The organism is Paenibacillus sp. Root444D2, from assembly GCF_001426375.1.
In the GTDB taxonomy this organism is placed as follows: Bacteria; Bacillota; Bacilli; order Paenibacillales; family NBRC-103111; genus Paenibacillus_E.
Window position 1 is genome coordinate 1 of record NZ_LMEO01000002.1, and the last position, 23,156, is coordinate 23,156.

General features: G+C 47.3%; 14 protein-coding genes. All 14 read right to left on the minus strand.

Annotated elements, in window-relative coordinates; genetic code table 11:
- Window positions 1-256: 256 nt before the first annotated feature.
- On the minus strand, window positions 257-2,617 hold the full coding sequence (locus tag ASD40_RS02075) for a glycoside hydrolase family 95 protein (RefSeq protein WP_057301696.1): 2,361 nt from the start codon (window positions 2,615-2,617) through the stop codon (window positions 257-259).
- A gap of 21 nt (window positions 2,618-2,638) precedes the next feature.
- Complete coding sequence (locus ASD40_RS02080; RefSeq protein ID WP_235549139.1) at window positions 2,639-4,075, minus strand: DUF5605 domain-containing protein; 1,437 nt, start codon at window positions 4,073-4,075, stop codon at window positions 2,639-2,641.
- Window positions 4,076-4,121: 46 nt separating this feature from the next.
- Window positions 4,122-5,555 carry a DUF5060 domain-containing protein gene (locus ASD40_RS02085; RefSeq protein WP_057301698.1) on the minus strand — a complete coding sequence of 478 codons (1,434 nt, stop codon included), beginning with the start codon at window positions 5,553-5,555 and terminating at the stop codon, window positions 4,122-4,124.
- A gap of 34 nt (window positions 5,556-5,589) precedes the next feature.
- Window positions 5,590-6,489: a carbohydrate ABC transporter permease gene (locus ASD40_RS02090; RefSeq protein WP_057301699.1), complete on the minus strand. Its 900-nt coding sequence runs from the start codon at window positions 6,487-6,489 to the stop codon at window positions 5,590-5,592.
- Complete coding sequence (locus ASD40_RS02095) at window positions 6,490-7,464, minus strand: carbohydrate ABC transporter permease (protein WP_057301700.1); 975 nt, start codon at window positions 7,462-7,464, stop codon at window positions 6,490-6,492. It abuts the gene before it with no gap.
- On the minus strand, window positions 7,451-10,417 hold the full coding sequence (locus ASD40_RS02100) for an extracellular solute-binding protein (protein WP_057301701.1): 2,967 nt from the start codon (window positions 10,415-10,417) through the stop codon (window positions 7,451-7,453). The genes ASD40_RS02095 and ASD40_RS02100 overlap by 14 nt, the downstream gene beginning before the upstream one ends.
- A gap of 15 nt (window positions 10,418-10,432) precedes the next feature.
- Window positions 10,433-11,554 carry an ABC transporter ATP-binding protein gene (locus ASD40_RS02105; protein ID WP_057301702.1) on the minus strand — a complete coding sequence of 374 codons (1,122 nt, stop codon included), beginning with the start codon at window positions 11,552-11,554 and terminating at the stop codon, window positions 10,433-10,435.
- Window positions 11,555-11,666: 112 nt separating this feature from the next.
- A complete protein-coding gene (locus ASD40_RS02110) occupies window positions 11,667-12,689 on the minus strand; it encodes a dienelactone hydrolase family protein (RefSeq protein WP_057301703.1) in 1,023 nt (340 codons plus the stop codon).
- 69 nt (window positions 12,690-12,758) lie between these two features.
- Window positions 12,759-13,649 carry an AraC family transcriptional regulator gene (locus tag ASD40_RS02115; RefSeq protein WP_057301704.1) on the minus strand — a complete coding sequence of 297 codons (891 nt, stop codon included), beginning with the start codon at window positions 13,647-13,649 and terminating at the stop codon, window positions 12,759-12,761.
- Between the two features lie 24 nt (window positions 13,650-13,673).
- The gene (locus ASD40_RS02120) at window positions 13,674-14,738 is read right to left on the minus strand and encodes a sialidase family protein (RefSeq protein ID WP_057301705.1); all 1,065 of its coding nucleotides are present in this window, start codon (window positions 14,736-14,738) and stop codon (window positions 13,674-13,676) included.
- A gap of 37 nt (window positions 14,739-14,775) precedes the next feature.
- Window positions 14,776-16,929 carry an MGH1-like glycoside hydrolase domain-containing protein gene (locus tag ASD40_RS02125; RefSeq protein WP_057301706.1) on the minus strand — a complete coding sequence of 718 codons (2,154 nt, stop codon included), beginning with the start codon at window positions 16,927-16,929 and terminating at the stop codon, window positions 14,776-14,778.
- 110 nt (window positions 16,930-17,039) lie between these two features.
- A complete protein-coding gene (locus tag ASD40_RS02130; RefSeq protein WP_057301707.1) occupies window positions 17,040-18,023 on the minus strand; it encodes a sialidase family protein in 984 nt (327 codons plus the stop codon).
- Window positions 18,020-20,395, minus strand: coding sequence for a glycoside hydrolase family 95 protein (locus tag ASD40_RS02135; protein WP_082562028.1), 2,376 nt, complete (start codon window positions 20,393-20,395; stop codon window positions 18,020-18,022). The genes ASD40_RS02130 and ASD40_RS02135 overlap by 4 nt, the downstream gene beginning before the upstream one ends.
- Before the next feature lie 26 nt (window positions 20,396-20,421).
- On the minus strand, window positions 20,422-23,133 hold the full coding sequence (locus ASD40_RS02140; RefSeq protein ID WP_057301708.1) for a hypothetical protein: 2,712 nt from the start codon (window positions 23,131-23,133) through the stop codon (window positions 20,422-20,424).
- Window positions 23,134-23,156: the final 23 nt, after the last annotated feature.

The window sequence follows — 23,156 nt, forward strand, 5'->3', positions numbered from 1 at the left end:
TCCACGAAAATACATCATATTATTCCTAATATAGGAAATTATTCTAACAATATTTTCATGTTAGGTTTGATGCATTTGTAGTGTGTAAAACATCGTTACAGCGCAGGAACACAGGACTGTGTTCCCTCGCAGCGACTTCAGTCCGAACGTGGCTTGAATCTAAAGTCCAAAGAGCAGCCAAGGATGTCCAAAAAATCGATAGAATGAAACAAAACCACCGATAACGGTGGCCTTGTGTATGATCCTATTTCCAACGTTATATGTTGGTTACCATCTTCGCTTCTTTAAACTGTGTTTGCTTCCCCGCTACGAGCACATACGTTTTACCCTCAACAGCCTCAAACTTAGTCAAAAACTCTGAGGTAATGGTTTCAACCGGCATCCCATCCATTTCCACGATAAGAGACGACTGCGGGCGTCTGCACGTTATGGTGCATAATTGGCTTTTCGTCGCTTTAATGACACAGCGCGTAAGCTCGCCTTCCTCCCATTCCATCTCGATCTCGAAACCGCCACGGGCGCGAAAACCGCTGATTTTACCACGCATCCATGCCTTCGGTAAAGCCGGAAGCAGTGCAATCTCCCCACGGTGCGATTGCAGAAGCATTTCGGCAATTCCCGCCGTTCCGCCGAAATTACCGTCAATCTGAAAAGGTGGATGATTGTCAAACAAATTCGGAAGTGTCGAGAGGGAAAGCAGCAAGCGAACATGCTCATAGGCTTGTTCACCGTCTTCCAAGCGAGCAAAAAAATTAATGATCCAAGCACGGCTCCATCCCGTTTGGCCGCCCCCGTTCTCCAACCTGCGTTCCAGCGTCCTTTTCGCCGCTTGCGCCCATTCCGGCGTATGCCTTGCATGAATGATTTCTCCGGGATGTAGCGCGAACAAATGAGAGATGTGACGGTGGCCCGGATGCACTTCATTCCAGTCCTCCACCCATTCCTGCAGCTGTCCGTGCTTGCCGATTTGCGGCTGCGGCAGCTTGTGAAGTGTAGTTTCCCATTTCGGCCGTATCGTCTCATTCGTTTGAAGAATGTCGGCAGCCTCAATACATGCACTGATTAATGTATAAATGATTTGGGTATCCATGGAAGGCCCTATAGTCAGACAACCTACGCTTCCGTCAGGACCGATGAATTTATTTTCGGGAGAAGTGGAAGGACCCGTAACAAGACGTCCCTTTTCATCTTCAAACAAATAGTCCAGGAAGAATTCAACCGCTTCCTTCATAACCGGATACGCCCGTTCTCGGAGAAATGATTCATCCAAGCCGAACCGGTAATGCTCCCAGAGGTGCAGGGACAACCAAGCGGCACCCATCGGCCAAATCGAACCTGGAATATGATTCCCTTCAATTTGCGTGGATCCCCACATATCGGTATTATGGTGAGCGACGAATCCATTGCAACCATACACCTTCTGCGCCGTTTTCCTGCCATGAGGCCGCATACGATCGATCAAATCAAACAATGGCTCATGGCATTCAGACAAATTACAAACTTCCGCAGGCCAGTAATTCATCTCTGTGTTAATATTGATTGTGTATTTTGATTCCCATGGCGGTGTAAAACTTTCATTCCAAATGCCCTGCAAATTCGCAGGATTCGAACCAGGACGGGAACTAGCCATAAGCAAATAACGGCCATATTGGAAAAACAGAGAAATGAGCCCTGGATCTTCACCACCGTCTTTGTACCGTTGAAGTCTGACATCAGTAGGCAGTAATTCGATTTCACTGGCATCTTTAGGACGTCCCAACTCCAGCTTTACACGTCCAAATTTAGAAGTATGATCCGAAACGTGATCCTGCTTGACCCTTTCGTATCCCTTACTTGCCGCATGAACCAACTGTTGCATACACTCGGCTTGAGGGTCCTCATGTCGAAATGTTGTTGCAGCCGAAAGATAGATGGTAACAGCTTCCGCCTGATGAACAGTGAGGAAATCACCGATTGCATCCACCGTTCCGCCTTCTGGAACAGCTTTTACAGCCGTGCAGTACGTCACTCCGTTTTTTCCGCTTTCTCCGCTCATTACCAATGTATCGTTGGCTATCCTTTGTGTACCTTCATCAAACGGTCTTCGGCTCAAATGCATCCTGAGATTCAATGTTGCAGGCCGATTGCACGTGATCCTGATAACCATCACCTGATCGACCGCGCTGCTGAACAATTCCCTCTCATGCTGGACATCATTTAGGCAATAGCTAACATGGGCGATACCCTGCTCAATGTCCAAGTCCCTGTAATAATTGGAAATCATCTTTTTTTCCCCGTCGTGGTAGAAATGCAAATCACCCAACGGTTGATAGGGACGCATGGATTTGGGATTGGACATTAACCCCATTTGCGCCAGCTCTTCTGCCTCAATTTGTTTCCCTTTACTTAATAAACGCCTTACTTCCGGAAAATATCGCCGACCATCTGGATTGTCTCCGTTCACCGGTCCGCCGTACCAAACCGAGTCTTCGTTTAATTGCAGCCGTTCTTGATTTACTTTTCCAAATATCATCGCACCCAGACGTCCGTTGCCGATCGGTAATGCCTCATTCCACGTTTTTGCCGGCTTTTCATACCACAGCTTTGTAACACCAGTTGATTTCCGTATATGTTCCAATGACATCTCTCCTTGATCAAGCTATTTATTAGACGAATCGGTCATTTTTCGTATTCGCAATGCGTAATAAAGCTTTGCAGGCAAATCAATTCGGAATCGACCTTCATATATCCCGCTAAGCGGCGTGATCGTCATATTCCATGTATCGATCAGATCAACCTCATATTTCCCATCTGGCAGTGCAAATTCGCGGAATGCAAAACGATGCGGGCCAAAGTACTGTAAATAAAATTCGCCTCTTACCTCCAACGTTGCGGCATCAAGCCGATCACTGCTGTAAGTCATATGAGCCGGCGCATCCTCAAGAATGCCGCGCATAAATTCGATTCTCCGAACGCTTCGTCCATGAAGTTCCCCCCCATGCGACCACCAAAGAACTTGCTCCGCATTCAAATACGTTTCTCCGTGAGTAACATAGCCTCCACGGCAATTTCCTTCCCAAATCCGGCAAACTAACTCTTCAGGGGTCGAACTGCCCCACATGGTATCCAGATTTCCCTCGTAACCGCATTCATCGATAATGACCGGTTTACCATAATGCTTGGTACATTCCGATGCAATTCTCACGTCGGTATGTTTGATGCTCGCATGCGTCACCCATGGAACTCCGAAGTCATACCATGTTTGACAATTATGGATCGAGCGCAAATGTCCGCCATAATCGTATTCCTGAACAATTCGAAATAAGCGCTTCCAATCCTCAAGACTTTTACACTTCATTAAATCGTATTCATTGGCGAGCGACCACCATACGTTGTGGTATGCACCCAGTCGTGCGATGACATAGCGTAGATATCGATCGTCCTCATCCGAAGACATCTCATCGAAGCCCCAACGTCCCTCGTCGTACGGATGAAACAAAATGAGGTCCGCCTGTATGCCCAAATCTGCCAAATCCTTTACCCTTTTCTCCAAATGGGCAAAATAATCCGGGCGAAGACGGCTATAATCAAATCCTTGTTCTGACGAGCCTTCAAAAGGATAGGCACTTGGCTCAGCGTAATTAAACCCATCGTTTTTCGGGAACACACACATGCGGATTTTGTTAAATGGCGAATTCTGCAGCGTAAGCAGCGTTTGCGCCTGAAGTTCATCACTTTGCAAATGCCATACATAAGACGTCGTGCCAAACGGGGTGAACCGAGTTCCATCCGCATACTGAAAATGAACAGCATTCTTTACCCGAATAGGTCCGTGATTGCCGGCTTCTGGGTTAGTGCAGGTAAATTCTCCCGATATCCTGTCCAAATCCGAACAATTACTTGACGTTGCATACGACCATACGCCTTCTTCCTCCGGCATGAACCGGATACGGTATTTTCCGTTGCCATCGTAAAATCCTTCCGCTTCAGCAACATGCCGTTCCTTCTTGAATATGGCGCAGAGACGTATGTCAGTGAACGGGTTTCCATCTGAGGGACCTTCCAGTATCAACTCAAATACACCCCAACGTTTCACTTCCTTGGTTACTCTCAGTCTGACCTCCTCCTTCCAGGTTTTCTACTCAAACCTTCAAAATACGCAATGCGAGATTAGGTTTTCCGGGGAGGTCCACCTTGCTTCGTCCGCGAAACGTGCCTTTAACCGGCGTAATAGTCATGTTCCAAGTATCGATGATCTCTAAGCGATAGGAAGCATTTTCAGGGAGATTAACAAACGTATAGGCATGCTGATGATAACCGAAATACTGAAGCCCATACTCTCTTTGCTGCCAAGCTTTCATCCAATCTGCAGGACCTTCCTCCATAATTTTTCGCAAAAAAGCGATTCTCTCCGTACTCTCTCCATACAGTTTACCCCCGGAGGATATCCAGGCCCTTGTCTCCTTGTCAATGAATGATTCACCATGCCCGACAAACCCGCCTCGGGACATGGCTTCCCAAAATCGGTGGGTCATTTCCTCTCCAGAAATATTGCCCCAACGTCTAGAGCTGTTGCCTTCATAGGATATTTCGTCAATGACGATCGGTTTCGGATTCGCCTCCCGCCAGCTTGTCGTAAGCTCCGCATCCCAGTGCTGTATGCTTTGATGAGTAATCCAAGGCTTGGAGAAATCGTACAACCAGGAAGATTTGTACATCTTCGTCCCGTTATGGATCGAACGAAGATGTTGGTACGGGTCCTTATGCTGTACGAATTGGATCAGACGATCCCAATCTTCAACTGTTTTGAATGAATTAAAGTCGTACTCATTACAAAGCGACCACCATACGTTCCGGAAAGCGGAAAGACGTGCGATCACGTAGCGTAAGTAAAAGGTATCGGATTCCGCGTCCATGTTATCGACGCCCCAAAACCCTTTATCGTAGGGATGAAATAAGACGAGATCGGCCTCTATGCCAAGCTGCATCAAATCATCGATCCGCTTTTCTAAGTGGGCAAAAAATTCGGTATTGAACCGCGTTTTATCCACATCCTCCGGACACGTTCCAGCGAAAGCCAACCGAAGTGGAGGCTTCATATCGCGTGTAGGTAAAAGACACATCCTCACTTTATTGAACGGAGAATCTTTCAATGATTGAAGAGTAAGCTCCTCAAGCCGCTCGTCTCCGTGATGGGTCCAATGATAGCAGGTAGTGCCGAACGGCATACACGGCGTACCGTCCTCATACGCGAATAAATAATGATCCTTCACTCGCACTGGACCATGGTTCTCGGGGGGCGGCTCGACACATAAGAATTCACCGTAATGACCATCAAGATCACTATGATTGCTTTGGGTAACATAGCGCCAGACGCCAGCTCGATCAGGCATGAAGCGGATCCGGTACGTTCCGTTTCCATCGTAAAAGCCATCAGGCTCTATAACGAGGTTCTTGTATTGAAATCGGGCGGATAGCAGAACCTCCTGAAACGGGTTTCCTTCGGACGGTCCTTTTAACGCCAGTTCAAACCGTCCCCATTTATCCACTTCTCGCCCGTTTTGTTGAATACCCATCGGTACATTATCCCCCCTCAATCTGCTATGAACATTACTTGATACCGGAATGTGCCATTGTCGCAATGACCTTACTTTGGAACGTCAAAAACATGATGAAATTAGGTAAGAATAGGATCATCGCAGCCGCAGCCGCAGCACCTTGCCTTGACACACTGTTCGCCAAACCGGAGGTCAAAGTTTGCACATAGAACTGAAACGTTTTTAATTCCTCATCCTGAATAAAGTTTTCCGATGCTTCCGTGCTGAGCCATGCCGAGTTAAATGCAATGATGCTGACTGTCATAATCGCAGGCATAACGACGGGAATAACGATTCTTAAAAAAAGCGTAAACTCTTTGGCCCCGTCCATCCGAGCAGAATCGAGCAATTCATCCGGGAGTTGATCGATAAACTGCTTCATCAGAAAAACACCTGTCGGCACAGCTACGAGCGGAAGGACATGTGCCCAGTACGTGTTAAAAATGCCCAATTGGCTGATGATCAAATATCTGGGAATCGAAACCGTTTCAGGAACGAACAACAGTGTCAAAAGTATCGTCGCGAATATCATCTTATGACCAGGAAATTTATGCTTGGAAATCGGATAAGCGCACATGGCACTTGCAATAACGATTGCAGTAACACCAAGTGCAGTGGCAATCACACTGTTAAATAAATATCGCGTGATCGGAACTGCCGTCCCCTTCGTTATGGACGCTAATTCCATAAAGCTTTGAAGAGTAGGATGCCTCACGAATATGTTCGGCGGATAAATGAACAATTCCTCATATGGCTTAAATGCGTGATTAAATATGTAGACCAGCGGCAGCAGCAAAAAAATACTCATCAAAACGAGAATGACAATTGAGATCTTTTCCATATGACTAAATCTGCGCGGCCTTTTCCGTTTTCGCCACGAATTGAAATTTCGAAGAGTTCCCGCGACGCTCATTTATTCGCCCTCCTTCGTGCCGAACAGCTTCTCGCACAGCTTGTTAGCAAAGTAAATAAATATAAGCAGAAGGACGGATAACGCCGTCGAATAACCGAGCTCAAAACGGGTGTATCCATAGTCGTGCATGTGAGTCAGGAGAACATGGCCCGAATATTGCGGCGTCGGATTCATACCCGAAAGCGTCTGGCCTATTTCTCCGGATTGAATCGCACCGACGATAGCCATGACAGCTCCGAACAACATTTGCGGCTTTGTGGAGGGAATTGTTATGTACCAAATTTCTTCCAGCCTGCTGCGAATGCCGTCCAGTTTGCCTGCTTCGTACAGCTCCGGATTCACATTCAAAATACCGGCCAGCATGGCTAGGAACCCGATCCCCATACTTTTCCAAAGTGTGACAAAAACCATGGAACTCATCAAATACTCTTTGCTGGTAGCCCACAATTTGGGTTCGGCAATGAATCCGAATTTCAGAAGAACACTATTCAAATAACCAATTCGATCGCTTGATAACATAGGAACCCATATAATGCCAATCGCTATCGTGCCTGCCAAAGAAGGCGTGTACATAGCGAGTGTAAACCATTTGCGATAGATACCTGGCAGGATCGAGATCAGCCACGCTAGTAAAAAAGCTGCTATATATCCGCCTGGTCCGACGAGTAACGCAAATGTAATGGTGTTCGGCAGCGCGTATTTGAGCAAAGTCAAATCCTGGGATATCATGTAACGGAAATTGTCCCAGCCAACGAATCGAGGAGGTTCAATGGAATTATAATACGTAAAACTAAGTACGATCGCAGAAAGAACAGGAAGGAAGATAAATAGAATGAAACAGATCATAAATGGCGCTATGAATAAATAAGACACCCGATATGACCAAATCGTTTGCAGCAGCGTACGATCCTTTTTCTTCACTCGTTTTGTGGAAGTATGAACACTAGGCAGCACTAGCGGCTCACTTTTTAACATACTTATCCACCCCTTCCCACGGCTTTGTAATAACCGGCAAGTCCAATGACCTTACCATTTTTCCGTTTCCGTCGACAAATTTAAATTCCTGCAGTTTTCTTTGGACTTCGCGGTCCAATTCTTTCGCGGACAGTTCGAGCGAAGTCCGGTAGTTCATCCCGTCAATGACGGTTCGGTTCCATGCATTTTTCAATTCGCGCTCCATTAGATAGCTGCCGCCTGGTACATTCGGAACTTCCCTGTACCATCTCCATTGCTCCAAAATCGCTTGCAGATCATCTTCCTTCCAGGGAAGCTGAGTGAATGCATCCATATTCGATGTAAACCAGCGGAACGTCACGCCGTTGAGCGTTTCCAAATCTGTGCCGAACCTTTCCTGTACTTCCGCCGAAGTCCACCATTTCAGAAACTCCCAACCTTCCTTCGGATGCTTGGCGTTTTTCATAATCATCGAAGAATACATGTTTCCACCCATCCACCTGGCAACCGTTCCATCATCCTGCCGTTCACCGGGCACAGGAGCTACCCCCCACAAACCATTCAGTTCGGGAGCCGCTACATTCAATTGCAGATACGTATTCAAATCGGCAATACCAAGAGGATACGACCCGTCTCTGAAATGCTGGTAGAAGCTATCCATTTGTTGATCGATCGCATATTTGTTTTGCAGCTCGGTCCATTGTTTAAACGCATTGAAGCTTTTCTCTGTAGTCAGCCCCGTTTTCGAGCCGTCTTGCAAATAGTATTCCGCCCCATGCATCTGCAGGAATATACCGTGGTCGTTAACCGGCGTGAAGTTCATACCGTTCTGCTGAAGCACAGGCAGCATTTTGTAAAGATCATCCCATGTATCCGGTACTTTCAGATCTAATTTTTGTAAAATATCTTTCCGATAGTACATCACTCGAAACTCCTGTGTTTCCGGTACGGCGTAGTAACCGCCATTATAATAGAAAGCCGGCCACGTACCCGGGGAAAACTGCTTATAGTACTCGTCGAAGTCCGGAAATTGCTTCAGATTATAGATGCCACCGCGAATCGCATAGTCGAACGGAATTTGCTGCTGCAAGCCTAACGCAACGTCAGGCGCAATTCCTGCCGCATTCATCATAACAAGCAGTTTCTCATCTTTGAGCAGATTCACTCTAACTTTGATTCCGGTTTGCGGTGTAAACATCTCATCCGCCAGACCTTGCAGCATATTAACGTAATCCCGTCCTCGGAGCATCCAGACATCAAGCACCATCTCATCCTTGTTTGTCGTTCTTTTTGATTTGAAGGAATCGATAAAATTGATGATTGCCCCTTCCCATTTTTCGTAGAAGGTCGGTAACATATTCGGAAACGGCTGCTCAGCAGGCACGACATAAATACGATCCAATTGGAGAGGTTGATAGGTGAGCTGCTTGATTTGTTCGGCCACCCTGCCTTGCAGCCTGTTCAGGATGCTTGCATTATACGGAATTTCATCTGGGTTTTTCAGCAAGTCTTCCATATCTTTCTGAACAGTCACAAGCGCTTGCGCAACAGCATCTGGACGGCCATTGATGGTTGCCATACGTGCCCGAACCCCATCCAAATCATCATGTACGCCTTGTAATTGTTCGACAAAGGTGGGAAGGTCTTTTTTGAAATCCCATGTTCGGTTTTTATCGTCCACCCCGCCGGTCAGCGTTCTTAAATCAGCGGATAGCTTCGACAATTCACTTATCGTATGATCCAAATCAGAAGAAATTGAACCGAGAGGAGCCCATGTGACGCGCATCGAGATCGTATTGGTCCCTTTTTTCAAGTAAAATTCGTAAGGATTATCTCGATCGTCGGACAATGTAATACCTTTCCAGCCTGATGAGTACATAAACCGATAGGCCTTTAGTTCCGAAAACGGCACTTTGCCGTTGATCATAATCTGACGGAACGAGGAGCGGTTAGATACGTAAGATTGATCCGCGCGCATCGCAATTTTGTAGTAACCGGTTTCCGGTACGTCGAAGTTCCAGCTGATCTCTTGATTATTCGATGACCACCGGGAACCGTCTATCACATTGTAAGTAATGTGCCCACGTACACTGGGTGTAGTAGCGATATCGTTATCGTAGGCCAGGGATATGGATGAATCGTTCTTCCATTGCATCTGTTCGGCTTCGATCACAATCGGGTCCGCTTGTACTGTAGGAGCACCTGTTGGCCACTTGCTTTTCACGGTTTTATAGTCGGTTGTTTGGTCTGGCGCTTTTAACGTTATCGATTCAAGTGCAAAAGGATCACTGCCCGCCAACCGGATTCTGTGCTTCCCTGGTTTCAAATACCAGGTTAGCGGCTCTTCGTATACGCCAGACAAATCGCGCAGCTCCCAAGATAACCATCCGGATTTGTCATCAGCTGTTGGGCGAATCTCATCGCCTTTGTCGTCTTTGCGAATCGGAAACTTATCCTTCCATTGCCGGTATAACTCGACCGATTTTGATTCCAAATAAGGGCTTGAGCCATCAACGGTCAGATTTAACGCAATCGGCTTGCGGTATTTCGTACCGACGAAAGGATTGTATGACATTTCGATCGTATACAACCCGCCTTGCGCCACATCCACTTCGTATTCGATCCATTCATCCCTTGCGGCACTCCAGATCAAAACGCCGTTTTTCTCGTTATAGGATCCTATAGAAACAGCCGCGTTCTCCGACTGACCAACCAGCTTCGAGCCAGGTATGGTCATTTTCCCCATGTGATCGGTCGAAGCGCCTTCCTTTTTCCACTGATCAAGCTTTTCAAAATAATAAGGATCCAGTTGCTTGGATGAATTCGTCTGATTTTCCATGCTCGTTGTCTTCGAATCTGCCCCCGATGAAAGGCTGGTATCCGCTAAACCGGGAAGCGTTTGACTGAGCATACATACGAGCGCCAGCATCGTTGAAATCCATACCCGGGTTCGAAAAAACACCTTCAACTTCATCCCTCCGCTGTCTATTTAGTACAATAGATTGTCCTTTGAATCCTTATCAAAAAATAGTGCTTTCTGCATATCGAGAGACAGAATAAGCTTCTCGTTTTCCTCAAAGTCGTGATCGGCTCGGGTTCGAACAATCAGTAGATTGGGCATTCCGATATCCATGTATAAATACATATCCGCCCCCATCAATTCGTTGATCTTTTGAATCCCGTTAATTTGAGCATAGGAGGTAGCTTCACTCACAGCCGGATTTACATGGATATTCTCACAGCGAATTCCTAAAACGACGGTTCTGTTTACTTTGTTTTTCATCTTTAAAATGTTCGATTGACTCGCAGGGATTTCCAAATAATACCGGTTTGTATGAAACTCTAGCTTGCCGTCCGTGCTTTCCATAATTTTGCCCTCAATTAAATTGATCGGCGGCGTCCCGATAAATCCGGCAACGAACATATTTCTTGGATGATTGTAAATCTTCTGCGGAGTATCTACCTGCTGGATAATGCCGTCTTTCATGACGACGATGCGATGTCCCATTGTCATCGCTTCCACCTGATCATGCGTCACGTACACCATCGTCACGCCAAGCTGCTTGTGAAGCTTAATGATCTCCGTTCTCATTTGGACTCTAAGTTTAGCATCCAAATTGGATAGTGGCTCATCCATTAAGAAAACTTGGGGATCACGGACAATGGCTCGGCCGAGGGCTACACGTTGACGCTGACCGCCGGATAGCTGCTTAGGCTTCCTGTCCAGAAAAGGTTCGATTTCCAGTATCCTCGACGATTTTTTAACTGCTTGATCGATCTCGTGTTTGGGCATCTTACGCAAGCGCAAACCGAACGCGATATTTTCGTACACGCTCATATTCGGGTATAAGGCGTAGTTTTGAAATACCATCGCAATATCCCTATCCTTCGGCGGCAAATGGTTGACCAATTGATCTCCGATATAAAGTTCTCCCGATGTTATATCCTCCAAGCCGGCGATCATTCGGAGTGTCGTTGATTTACCGCAGCCTGACGGACCTACCATGACAAGAAATTCTCCGTCGTGTATTTCCAAATGGAAATCTTTGACAGCATATCCACCATCTTTACCATAACGTTTTTCCACGTGATTCAAAAGAATGCGCCCCATTGCGGCACCTCCGATAGTCTGTTTCAAACTTCCCGATGATAACGGTTTCAGTTCATTATACATCCATCGACTTTTTAACTTATAGGTGATGATTGCTTACTCTATAGGTGAATCATGCTTTCAACTGACGTGCTAGCCAATCGTATGATTGTCTTCCGGACACTTCATGTTTTCCTGGAAAAAGATCAACTTCAAACTTTCCTTCGGTTCCCTCGGTATAATAAATCTCCTTAAGTTTGACAATAGCTTCCTGTACGGAAGCAACTGGAAATAGCGGGTCTTCGATTCCCGATTCGACAAACAGCGCTCTCGGTGCAATCAGTCCGATCAACTCTGGAAGATCCGCGTAAGGAAGAATCGAAGGTAAATAATTGTCAATGCAATGATTCATTGCTAATAAGCTTCCTCTAAAAGTGCTTGTAAACGCACAAATAACGGTAGCCTTAATACGTTCGTCCAGAGCGGAACTGAGCGAAGCAATTAAACCGCCACCGGAAAATCCCATGCATCCGATCCGATTCGGATCTACATCCTCTCGCATTAACAAATAATCAAGTGATCTGATTGCCTCATAAATCCGCAGGCCGGCTAACGTTTTTCCATAAAGCAGCAGACGGGAAGCAAGCGAAAAGCAGGAACTGCTTTTTTTCGGATCCTTATCCTTGTCCGCCGACAGCCTACGATCACCGAACCCGATAATCTCGGGCGCAACGACGATCATGCCCCTTTGTACAAGTTTCAAAGCAAAATGCTGATGGATGCCCGGAGGTGCATCATCCGTGGTTCCGTCTGGCTTTAAACCAACGATCTCCCTGCTTCCGTATCCGTGTCCGTGCCATGCAAGCACGGTTGGCGCTTTACCCATGAGCCGTTTCGGACTCAATACGAATGCAGCAACCTGAAGGTTTATATCTGTCGTATAAATGACACGCTCTAGATAGTGATCTCCTTTATCCATCCTCTCAAGTACAACAGGATTCAATTCACCTGTTGTATTGGGGATTTCCCCCAAACTTTCAAGCAGTTTTGACCGTACATCGGCTTTTCTTTCATTCCATGGCTTTTTGATTGCTAGCCTAGATTCATCATTCAAGTTGTTATATACAAGTTCCAAGTAATCATCCGGATTCCACATCGATTTTTCCTCCACTTTAATAAATTAAAAAAAGAGCTGTTCCATAGCTATGGTCAGCCCCCGCCCAAATTAATACGTTATAGCTTTATCTTCGAACTCTTGGAAATTTTGTCGATATTGTCGAGGCGTTACCCCTGTTTTTTTACGGAATAGAGCATGGAAAAACTTCATATCCTGATAACCGACTTGATTGGCGATTTGATAAATCGGAATATCGGAAGATTTCAACAGTTCGCAGCATTTTTGAATGCGTACGTTTTGCAAGTATTGCGTGAACGACAGACCCGTTGATTTTTTAAATAAGCGTTGAAAATGACTGGCACTTAAAAAAAAGTAATCTGCCACATGCTGAACGGTAAGGTTTTGTGTGTAATGGGATTTGATGAAATGTACGACTTCCTCCAACATCCGAAAAGGAACAGCCTCCGATTCATTCTTCAATTCAAAGCGCTGCAGCATCACCAGCATTTGGATCAGCAAAGCGGTCAGAATAGTCTCAAAACCGGTGCTCCGCTTCAAATATTCACGGTACATATTGTCAACGATCGTTGAGAAGGTATCATGCTTATCTTGAAAATGCAGCCACCGCTCCGGACACTTACATGGAAACGTGATGGAATTGTAGGTGTGAGATTCTTCCTGCAGAAGATGCATCCAGTTCTCCATTAGCCCCACTCGGAAAATGCAGTTATATATCACGAGCATTTTATCCTGCGTCGGAGATGACGGCCTAAATACATGTGATGTTCCAATTGGAATCACAAACAGATCTCCCTGTTTAATGGGAATCACTTGATCTTCAATGTAGTGATAACCGCTTCCTTCCCCCACATAACTGATTTCAACGAAATCATGTGTGTGCTGGGTGGTTGTAAACGATTCCAGTTCACGATTTATGAAAATATCCATCTTTCCGTCAAAAAACAAGTCTCCACTTAAATGACCAATTCTACCATTCATGACCATCACCTCCAGCACATGATTTCAACCCTCTTTTACCCATTCTTCCGCTAGACAAACATGTTTGATTCCTTTGCGTAAATATGAAAAAGCAATATGAATCTTACCATCACGCGTAGAGATAATCGAAGGGTAGGAATACCCGATTTCGCTATCCTTGTACTCCAAATCCGCCATCTGTACGTTTCTGAAATAAGGCCAGGTTTTCCCCTCATCTTCTGAGATGGCTAACGTAAGCGGTGTACGCAGAGGTTTCTTGCGAAACTCGCCCTTCCTTTGGACCCACCTGAATTGGTCACGCTCCATGGTCGAGTTGTTATAGATCAAAGCCAGATGGCCGTTCTGCAGCTTGATGAACTGCATCGAGGAATTGTTGTTCGGCAGTTCACTCTTGACGGGAACCGTCCAGCTTTTTCCGTTATCGCGAGAAACACTTGTATAGATACGGTCCGCCTGGCGGCTCCGGAACATCGCGTAGAGCGTACCATCGTTTAATTCAACAACGTTCATTTGCACCCGGTGAGTACTTCCCTGCACTTCGAATTCCTTCCATGTTTTCCCTTGATCCGAGCTGATTTGAACAACGCTGTAGTGCCCGTCAAGCTTACAGTAATACGTCGGGAGCAGCCAATCGCCATTTTTGAGCACGAGCAGAGGATGCCTCAGAAATATGCCCAAACCGTCAAACAAAACTTCAGTCGGACTCCAAGTAAAGCCTAAGTCTTCCGATACGCGATAAACAATCCTCGATGTTTTTTGATTATGGGGCTCGTTGGACGTATGGAACAGCCATAGTTTGCCATCTGGCGCTTGATGCAGGATCGGATTTTGCTCGGATCGTTCGGGGTCACCCGAAAGCTGCACGGGAGAAGTCCATTGTTTTGATCCAGCAGGTAATCTCGCCATCAAAACATTGGTATCAGGATTGCCCTCCCCACTTCCCGAAAACCACACGCAGAGCAGGTCGCGGTTGTCCAGTTCCAGCAAATTGGCTGCATGGTTGTCATTTGGATACGGAATGGGAAGGTATGCTTCTTGTAGTTGCGGATCCGTCTCCGACTGTACAACAACTCCATTGAAACGTTTCATTAGAATACACTCCTTGTCCGCATGGTAAACCATTTCATTATAAGTTCATTTCATTCCATGTTAGCTCTGTTCGGCAAAGCGTTTGATTTGAGAAAATAAGTTTGCCTTTTACATACAAACAATAGCCTTCCTCGATATTCGGAATATCCGATAACACATCCGGTTTCCGGTAAGTGATCCGAATTTCCGTGCCTGCTACCTTCACACGGTCCAAGCAAAAATAATCCAATCCTGTATTCAGTGGATCTAGGACAATCCCATCTTTTTCAATGGTCAATCCCGCCACATGTGAAATTATCAGATCGATATAATACGAGTGATTGTATTCCTGTTCGTCACTTAACGGTTCGCCCGTTGCACTGTTGTAATGCTCAACAAGACCAGGCTGGTTTAAATCTCTTTGCATAAAATGTAGAAACGAATATTCGCGCAGATAATAGGCAAACTGACGATCGAATTGATGATTTCTCCGCTTACTTTCCTTTGCAAGCGCATCAAGCGCGATGGAATTGGTATAAGGCCAGGTTGGGCCGTCCCAGACGCAGCCGTTCCGTCCTTTGACAAAATGGCCCATCCAGCCCCCTTCTTGCGAATAGGCAGGACAATCCGCGGAAACAGACGGGAACGGACACTTCGTATGAAATTCCTGTTCATTGAACAGATGCTCGATCATCCCATTGAAACGATCATCCAGGATTTCTGCCCAACCGGGATAAATCCCGACAATATTTTTGACAAACGCTTTCTCATCGGTTTGATAATGTAGATCGTAAAAGAACTTTGTATCTTCATTCCACATTTTGTCAAGAATGTCCTGCTTGATATTGTCGGCTTGTAGATAAAATTCTTCTGCTTCCGCGTCACCCGCTGCCTCGCACAATTTAGCAACGCCGAGCGTGTTCAAGTAGTGGTAAACCGCTCGGTCCACCCTTTTGAGATGGGTGTAGGTTGCCTTGTCCTTGGGATTTTTCGGAAATTGGTGGAAATACCAATAGCTTGGCTGATATTCTTTTCCCGTCCGCGTATGTTTGTGTTCGATCATCAAATGATCTTGGTCATTTCCGTTCACAAGCTTCCATGCCGAAATATTCGATTTCATGGCAGGCAGTATCTCCGCTATCATCTCGGTGTTTCGATGCACGAGATAAAGCTGATATGCGGCCCAGCAAGAGAAGTTGGCAAACGAATGCATGATGGTATCTACCGTTAAGCAGCTAAACATGCCGTCTTCGCCGGGTGCATTCTTCATGTTTCGCAACGGACCTTCACTATATATCGGATCGTGATACCATCTGGCATCCATCAGATGCAGTGGAACGGACAGATTGATCAGCTTGCTGAACTCCCACCCTCCTTTGCTGAAGGGTTTTTTACTTTTTTTATGAGATCTTCCCTCGTAAAACAATGGATAGGACAAGTGACCGTACTGTGGATCTGCCAAATTATGCCGAAGCAGAAACCAACGATAGGTCCAAGTCTTATTTAACACAGGGTCGCTGCTGGTAAATGTCGGTGTTTTTTCAAACCAGATTTGATACTCATTACGCTGATTTTCTATGACCTGATCGGTTGTGTAAACGCTTTCCGCATACGCCGAAGCCCGTTCCCTCAGCAAGTCGGTATGATCCTGACCGGAAATTCCAAATGCCGCTGAGACGATAATATCTTTGGATTCTCCTGGTTTCAAACGCACTTCTTCGAACAATGCGGGATCGCTGACGGCAATTACACCTGCGATGTCAAAGCTGTAATGCTCGATGTTAAACATGCCATATAGATAATTCCCTTTGCATTCCGAGAACGCATCTCCATACGTCTCCAATCGTAATACGAGCTCCTCGCTGCTTCGATTTGTCCAAGTCTGACAGGAAACTGCACAGTCGTTCCAAGAGATGAACTTGCGCTCAACCAATGAAAGACGATTACCTGTATATGCCATGAGCAAGTGACTCGGAAACCATTCGGTCTGGCACGGCTCAAAGCTTTCTTCCAAATTGTTCGTTATCTTAAACAACAAAGGAATATTGACTTTGTGAATAAAATCGAACCGTCCGGAAAAACCAGGTACGGGATCCAAATAATCGGCCCACAACCGCGCTCCGGTCGAACCGAGCAAGAGTGCACCGGGGAGCGTACGAAGCGCTTTTTTTCCCGCGCGCAATTTTTCGTCCAATCGGCTGCCAGCTGGCATGGATGACCTCCCATCCCATAACTGCTTATGGGTGTATTCTATTACGATGTCTATTATATCGAATTCATCTGAGAGATGGATGGTGGTTATCCGCTCAAACTATAGGTCAATCATGCCAAATCTGCAAGTGTGATTTTCCAGAAGGCAATGCGTTCACGCTTCCAAGTATAGGTCACATATAGGTCAAGACCGCTTGCAACTATAGCCGGATAGGAATACTGTTTCTCACCTTCATCCAGCACAATTTCATTTTCCCATGTATGGCCATTATCTTGTGAAAGCCGAATGACGAGCGGCGTTCTCGGTCCCTTATTCTTCCCGTGCTCCGGTCGAGTAGGATTGTAGATCAGCGCGATTGTACCATTGTTAAGCTTCACAAGATCAATTCCGCTGTTATTGTTGGGTAATTCGGTAGGATACGCAGCACACCACGTTCTTCCCCCGTCCATCGAATCGCTGCGATATATAGACCCTTCGGTGCTTCGGGTGAGCATATGCACGATTCCAGGGACAGATTCCCATAAGGTCGGCTGAATAATGCCCTTTCCTTTCATACGGCTGTGTTCCAACGGGACGATTTCACTTCGAGTCCAGGTCTCGCCTCCATCGAACGATAGGTCTACAAATGCATCCCAGGCTGGTTCCAGTGAAGCAGGGGCCGCAATCGTACCGTCGTGCAGCACAATCGGCTTATTTTTGACAGGTCCCCTTCCTCCCTTATCCCCCTCAACCAAAGGAAGCGGAGACGTCCATGTATGTCCGTTATCTGTTGAACGAATAACCATGGTTTCCCATTCGGCAATATTAGTTCCGACTTTATAATATAGAAAAAGAATGCCTTTATTCGTTCGGAAAATGACGGGATTCCAATGAGGAACATCCTCTTGATCCGCCACTTTCACGGGTGGTGTCCATCCCTTGTCTCCCCTGCGCGATATCCAAATCGCAACATCCCCGGCTTTCTCTCTTGTTCCTCCGAACCATGCGGCAATCACATCGCCCCCTGGCAGCAGTTCCAAAGTGGATGCGTGACAGCTGAGGAAGGGTCTCTCCTCCTCAAAAATGAATTCCTTCACGGTATTGACATATCTCATTCTTTAACCTCCGATACAGGAACGATTTCGTAATAGAATCCTTCGCCTGTTTCAAACACCGACTTGTCATTAGACGAACGGTAGATTTGTCCATTTAGGAGGATTTGAACCGGCTGAGCGGTCCATAGCCGACACTTCTTACCTGCAATCGACTTAATGAAAGCACGTGATAGTTTTCCATCCTCCCATTCCATGTCGATTTCAAACCCACCGCGGGCTCTCAATCCCTTCACGCTACCACGCCTCCACTGGAGCGGTAAGGCCGGCAGGAGCTGGATCACTCCTGCATGGCTTTGCAGCAGCATTTCCGCAATGCCTGACATGCCGGCAAAATTACCGTCAATTTGGAAAATATTCATCTTCACCTTCGGATGCCGGTGAGCATTCATCATATTGGGGTGCAGACCAGCCAGCAAGTCGTTTAAGAATCGACGCGCCTCTTTCGGCTCACCCAACCGCGCCCAAAAGTTGACTGTCCAAGCGCAGCTCCAGCCCGTGTGCGCTCCGCCATGGGCAAGACGGCGTTCGAGTGTTTTCTTGCAGGCTTCGAACAGCTCAGGCTGTCCATGTCGTGTAACTTGATCCAGTGGATGAAGAGCGACCAAATGTCCGATGTGTCGATGTCCCGGTTCCATCTCCTCGAAGTCTTCGTCCCATTCCTGCAGCTGTCCGAATTTTCCGATTCGGAACGGGGGGATTCGGCTTAATGCCGTTTCAAGTTGTCCCCTAAACGTGTCATCTAGATTTAGAATGCGGCTGGCCTCCATGCAGTGGGCAAACAATCCCTTGATTAGCGCCAAATCCATCGTTGTTCCTTTCGTTACACTGCTACGCTGGCCGTCCGGGGTAATGAAGAAATTTTCCGGGGAAGTGGACGGGCAGGTGACCAAATAGCCATTCGGGTCCTCGATAAGAAAGTCCAGACAAAACAGCGCGGCTTCTTTCATTGCCGGATACACTTGTTTGAGAAATTGTTCATCCTGGCTGAAAGCGTAATGCTCCCACAAGTGTTGGCATAACCAAGCGCCGGCCATCGGCCAAAATGCCCAACTGGGCGATCCGCCTACCGGCGTCGCCGTACGCCACAAATCAATGTTGTGATGCGCAGTCCATCCCCTGCTGCGGTAATGGATACTGGCCACTTTCCGGCCTGTGATCCTTAAATCTTCGATCAGATCAAACAGCGGTCGATGGCATTCCGCAAGATTGCCAACCTCCGCCGGCCAATAGTTCATTTCAACATTAATATTCGTTGTCCAGCTGCTGCACCACGGTGGTTGGATCTTATCGTTCCAAATGCCTTGCAGATTCGCCGGCTGCGTACCAGAACGGGAGCTGGATATGAGTAAATATCTCCCGAACTGAAAGAACAGTGCAGCGAGACCAGCATCGTCATTCCCGTTTTTAACCGCTTGGATGCGGACATCCGTAGGTAGAATATTTTTGTTTTCCCCTCCATCGCTAATGTCGATAGAAACTCTGTCAAATAGTGCGGCGTATTCGCTCCTATGCTGCTCTTTCAGACGATCGTACCCCAGTCGTACAGCATTCGTAACCCATGCAGTACACAAGTCTGAAGGATCTTTACCCAGTACGACCGGATCCTTCTCGAAGCCGTTGTAACTGGTAGCAGAAGCCAGCAGCAGAGTAACTGATCCTTTTCCGCTGAAGCGAATCCGCCCGCCGCTGACTTCCACCCTTCCGCTCTCCGCTGCTGCTTGAAGCTGGATTTCGAAGCCGATTCCTTTCCCCTCGGCATAGAGAATGGGATCGGATGATTTGACCGTGTTAGGCAAAACATGATAGGGGCAGCGGCCGGAGAGCGTCACCCGGTCTACAGAAGTTTTGCGTACGGAAAACTGCAGCGGGCTGTGAAGGACGGCAGTAAAACTGGTTTTTTTCTCGCTGTGCAGACGTATCGCCATCACTTGATCAACGGCAGATACGAACACTTCACGTGTGAAAACAGAGCCATTTTGACAGTAACGCACCCGTACAATTCCAGCTTCCAGATCTAATTCCCTGTGATAATTCGATATTTCGCCCTCTTCGTCATAGATAAGCTCCAAATCCCCGAGAGGCATGTAGGACTCGATATCAGGCCCTTCCATGTACTGTTCAATAATCTGCTCCGCTTCTGCGTACTTTTTCGAAAATATCATTTCACGCACAGGGTCCAAATGCCGCTCCGCATCATAGCGGACCGTCTCCCGGGGTTCCCCCGACCAAAGCGTATCCTCATTCAATTGAATGCGTTCCCGGTTCGTGCCGCCATACACCATACCGCCAAACCGACCGTTGCCGATAGGAAGCGCTTCGAACCAATCTTTGGCCGGCTGGGTATACCAGAGTGTGGATCTCTTATTGGACATAGACTCTCTCCCCATCTGTCGCTTGCTTACTCGTACAGCCAATCCAATGTGTTGATGCCGTCGTTTTTGTGCTCGACATTCCTTGGCCGAATTTCTAGATCAGCAGGTACGACGCCCAAGATCAAGTAAGCTCCCTTGCCGAAATCAAGCGAATGCCGCCCTGCTTCGTAACGAAACGTATGGACATTGACAGATGGATACGCGTACAAACGCAATCCTTTTTGCAATACCGGAGCATACCCGCCCAAGTCATCCGCGTGTGTGTTTTCCTCCAAGCTTGGAACTTGAAGCCACTGCTCATCTTTCGAATTGAAATAGCCGATCAACACCTTGGATGGCTGCTGCAATTCGATATCGATCGTCACTCCGCTCAGACCCGCTTCCATTTGGCTGAACCGGATTCCCGTTAAACCATCCAGCTCCTCTGCACAACCGACGATGTGAATATCCCCATCCACAAACACTTGTGCTTCCTTCTCAATCAGGAATGTTTCCGCGTTTCCGGACAGCAAGGTGAACGGAACCTCCCGATATGGAACAATCGGTTCTTTCATATTCTTCAACGCCTCAGGCAGGGTGCCAGACTTTAATTCACCCAGATGGAACTGAAAGCGTTCTAGCTCTAACTCATAGACTGGCAAACACCCCGTCCAGTGCTTGAATTCAAGACCATTACGAATCGGCACTTTCCGCTGCGGCGTCTGCATACTATTGGCGAATAAATAAGTCTTTTCCGTCAAAGCCGTCAGCGCTCGGTAGCTATTCAGGCTGCTCTCAAGCTGCTCAGCGGCCTCTTCCAACCATTCCAACTGCGTGAAATACTCCCCCTGAACCCTAAACTTGTAAGTCAAAATTAGCAATGCCGCCCGAACTTTATGCACATATACATGTACCATATGACGAATCGCATGCATGTCATCGAACAAGCGATCAAATTCATCCCAGTTTCGTTTCACCAACTTGCGCGCCCTTTGGATCGCTTGCACGGCATCTTCCGCATGCCGACTGACATCAGCGATAATTTCAGGCGGGGTCTCCCCGACGTGCGGTTCGCCTTTCAACTCCCGGATCACATATTCCTCCAGCCGTTCACCTTGAGGCGACTGGGACTCCCATAAATCTGGCCACGGCATGTGCCGTTCCGGATTCGTCAATTGACTCATAGTCATCCCTAGGCTCATCGTTTGACGGTTGCCTTCGGTAATGCCGAATCGTCGCAGCAACTTGGGCGCACATTCTCCGGACGCTTCGTATGCGTCCAGTATCGCTTCGCCTGCTTCCGGGCTGCCGTATCTTCGGCCAAGCACTTCGATCCAGTAATGCCGTTCGGCTGCTTGATCACGATCCGGGTTCCAAGCGTAACGGAACCAGGCTGCGAACCATATCCAATCGCGGTCCAGTTGTTTCAGCCTTGGCTCCGCCAAATCCGGCGAAAACGGCCAATCCCAGAAAAACAACGGATACAGATGCAGTCCGTTCGCTTTCAGCCGATATTTAGCCGCCTGCATACATTTTTGGATAAACGAAGGCGCCCCGAATCGGAAAGGCTCCAGGTTAGCAAGTATATGTACATTGACGATATGAATTGTCTTCAACGATCCTAGACGGTTATGAATGTCCTGCCATTTGCCTCGAGGTGTATAAGTGGTCAACGATTCGCCGTTATATTTGGCCTCCGTATACAGATTCGGATACAGAGGCAGTGCCGCCTCAATGACCTTTTGCGGCTCGATCGCGTGTGAACGTAGAATGATCGGCGGCTTTTCCTTCACATTTGAATCCTTAAGCCCTTCCAACAAGCCTGCTAGAATCGTTTCGTTAAACCATTCCACTCCGTAGATTTGCCCCTGCAGTGCTTCTCCGAGGCAGACCATCATCCCCACGTTAGGGAATGATCGAACGAAAGAGGCGATCGATTTCTTATAGTAATCGCTAGTTAACGGCAGCGGCTTCGGTTGATGCAGCTTCAACCCGTGCTTTTCCGCAAAAGGCAGCGGAATATGAATGTTGTAAAACTTCAATACGAGCCATATGCCTCGTTTGTCCGCTTCTTGCGCCACCCAACGGAACGTTTCAACGTTCAGCGCGAACTCTTCTTCCGTAACTTCAAGCGCCTCTGGGTAATCCTCCAATCTCACTAGTGAGGAGAAGGGATGGCCAGCCCACAAATAGACAATGTTGCACCGCTGCTCCAGTAACATGTCGAGAAAATCTTGCCACAATGACCGGTCGTAAAACCAGGGAAAGCGTGTGGGGGTAATCGGATATTCATACGTTTGACGGGGCGGTTCGACGGTTGTTTTCTGCAGTCCGATCGCCGGCCCCCTAAGTGCGAATCGCGGAGCGTCCCCGTAGGCGATATCTTCGGGCAGAAGCCTTGCAGCGCGAACACGCTGCGCAAGCTCCATACAGCCGTATAATATTCCGGAATCGTTGCCCCCGGAAACCGTGATTAGATTGCCCGGGCAATCGGCGATATAAAACCCTTCTCCCTCTGGAGCTTCCGTGTGATATAGGAGTACGTCACGTTCTTCCAACTGCCGAAGCAAGTCAGATTCATTGCGGTTTCCCACATAGATTTTTCTTCCCGTTACTGACCGATAGCTGTCCCACGTCCAGGATACTTCTTCAACTTTCACATCATATCCGCAGTCCAGCAGCGCTTGTTTCAGCAGCCGGATGCCATTTTCCACCCGTGGGGCAGGATTGGGTGCGTATCCAAGAGTGATGACTTTCATCGTTTTTACCCAACCTCCATTCT

Bases quoted from the DNA above. Each gene is read 5' to 3' on its own strand.
- ASD40_RS02095 (WP_057301700.1), bottom strand. From the start codon at position 7,464: ATGTTAAAAAGTGAGCCGCTAGTGCTGCCTAGTGTTCATACTTCCACA.
- ASD40_RS02100 (WP_057301701.1), bottom strand. From the start codon at position 10,417: ATGAAGTTGAAGGTGTTTTTTCGAACCCGGGTATGGATTTCAACGATG.
- ASD40_RS02105 (WP_057301702.1), bottom strand. From the start codon at position 11,554: ATGGGGCGCATTCTTTTGAATCACGTGGAAAAACGTTATGGTAAAGAT.
- ASD40_RS02140 (WP_057301708.1), bottom strand. From the start codon at position 23,133: ATGAAAGTCATCACTCTTGGATACGCACCCAATCCTGCCCCACGGGTG.
- ASD40_RS02110 (WP_057301703.1), bottom strand. From the start codon at position 12,689: ATGTGGAATCCGGATGATTACTTGGAACTTGTATATAACAACTTGAAT.
- ASD40_RS02115 (WP_057301704.1), bottom strand. From the start codon at position 13,649: ATGAATGGTAGAATTGGTCATTTAAGTGGAGACTTGTTTTTTGACGGA.
- ASD40_RS02090 (WP_057301699.1), bottom strand. From the start codon at position 6,489: ATGAGCGTCGCGGGAACTCTTCGAAATTTCAATTCGTGGCGAAAACGG.
- ASD40_RS02125 (WP_057301706.1), bottom strand. From the start codon at position 16,929: ATGCCAGCTGGCAGCCGATTGGACGAAAAATTGCGCGCGGGAAAAAAA.
- ASD40_RS02130 (WP_057301707.1), bottom strand. From the start codon at position 18,023: ATGAGATATGTCAATACCGTGAAGGAATTCATTTTTGAGGAGGAGAGA.
- ASD40_RS02135 (WP_082562028.1), bottom strand. From the start codon at position 20,395: ATGTCCAATAAGAGATCCACACTCTGGTATACCCAGCCGGCCAAAGAT.
- ASD40_RS02085 (WP_057301698.1), bottom strand. From the start codon at position 5,555: ATGGGTATTCAACAAAACGGGCGAGAAGTGGATAAATGGGGACGGTTT.
- ASD40_RS02120 (WP_057301705.1), bottom strand. From the start codon at position 14,738: ATGAAACGTTTCAATGGAGTTGTTGTACAGTCGGAGACGGATCCGCAA.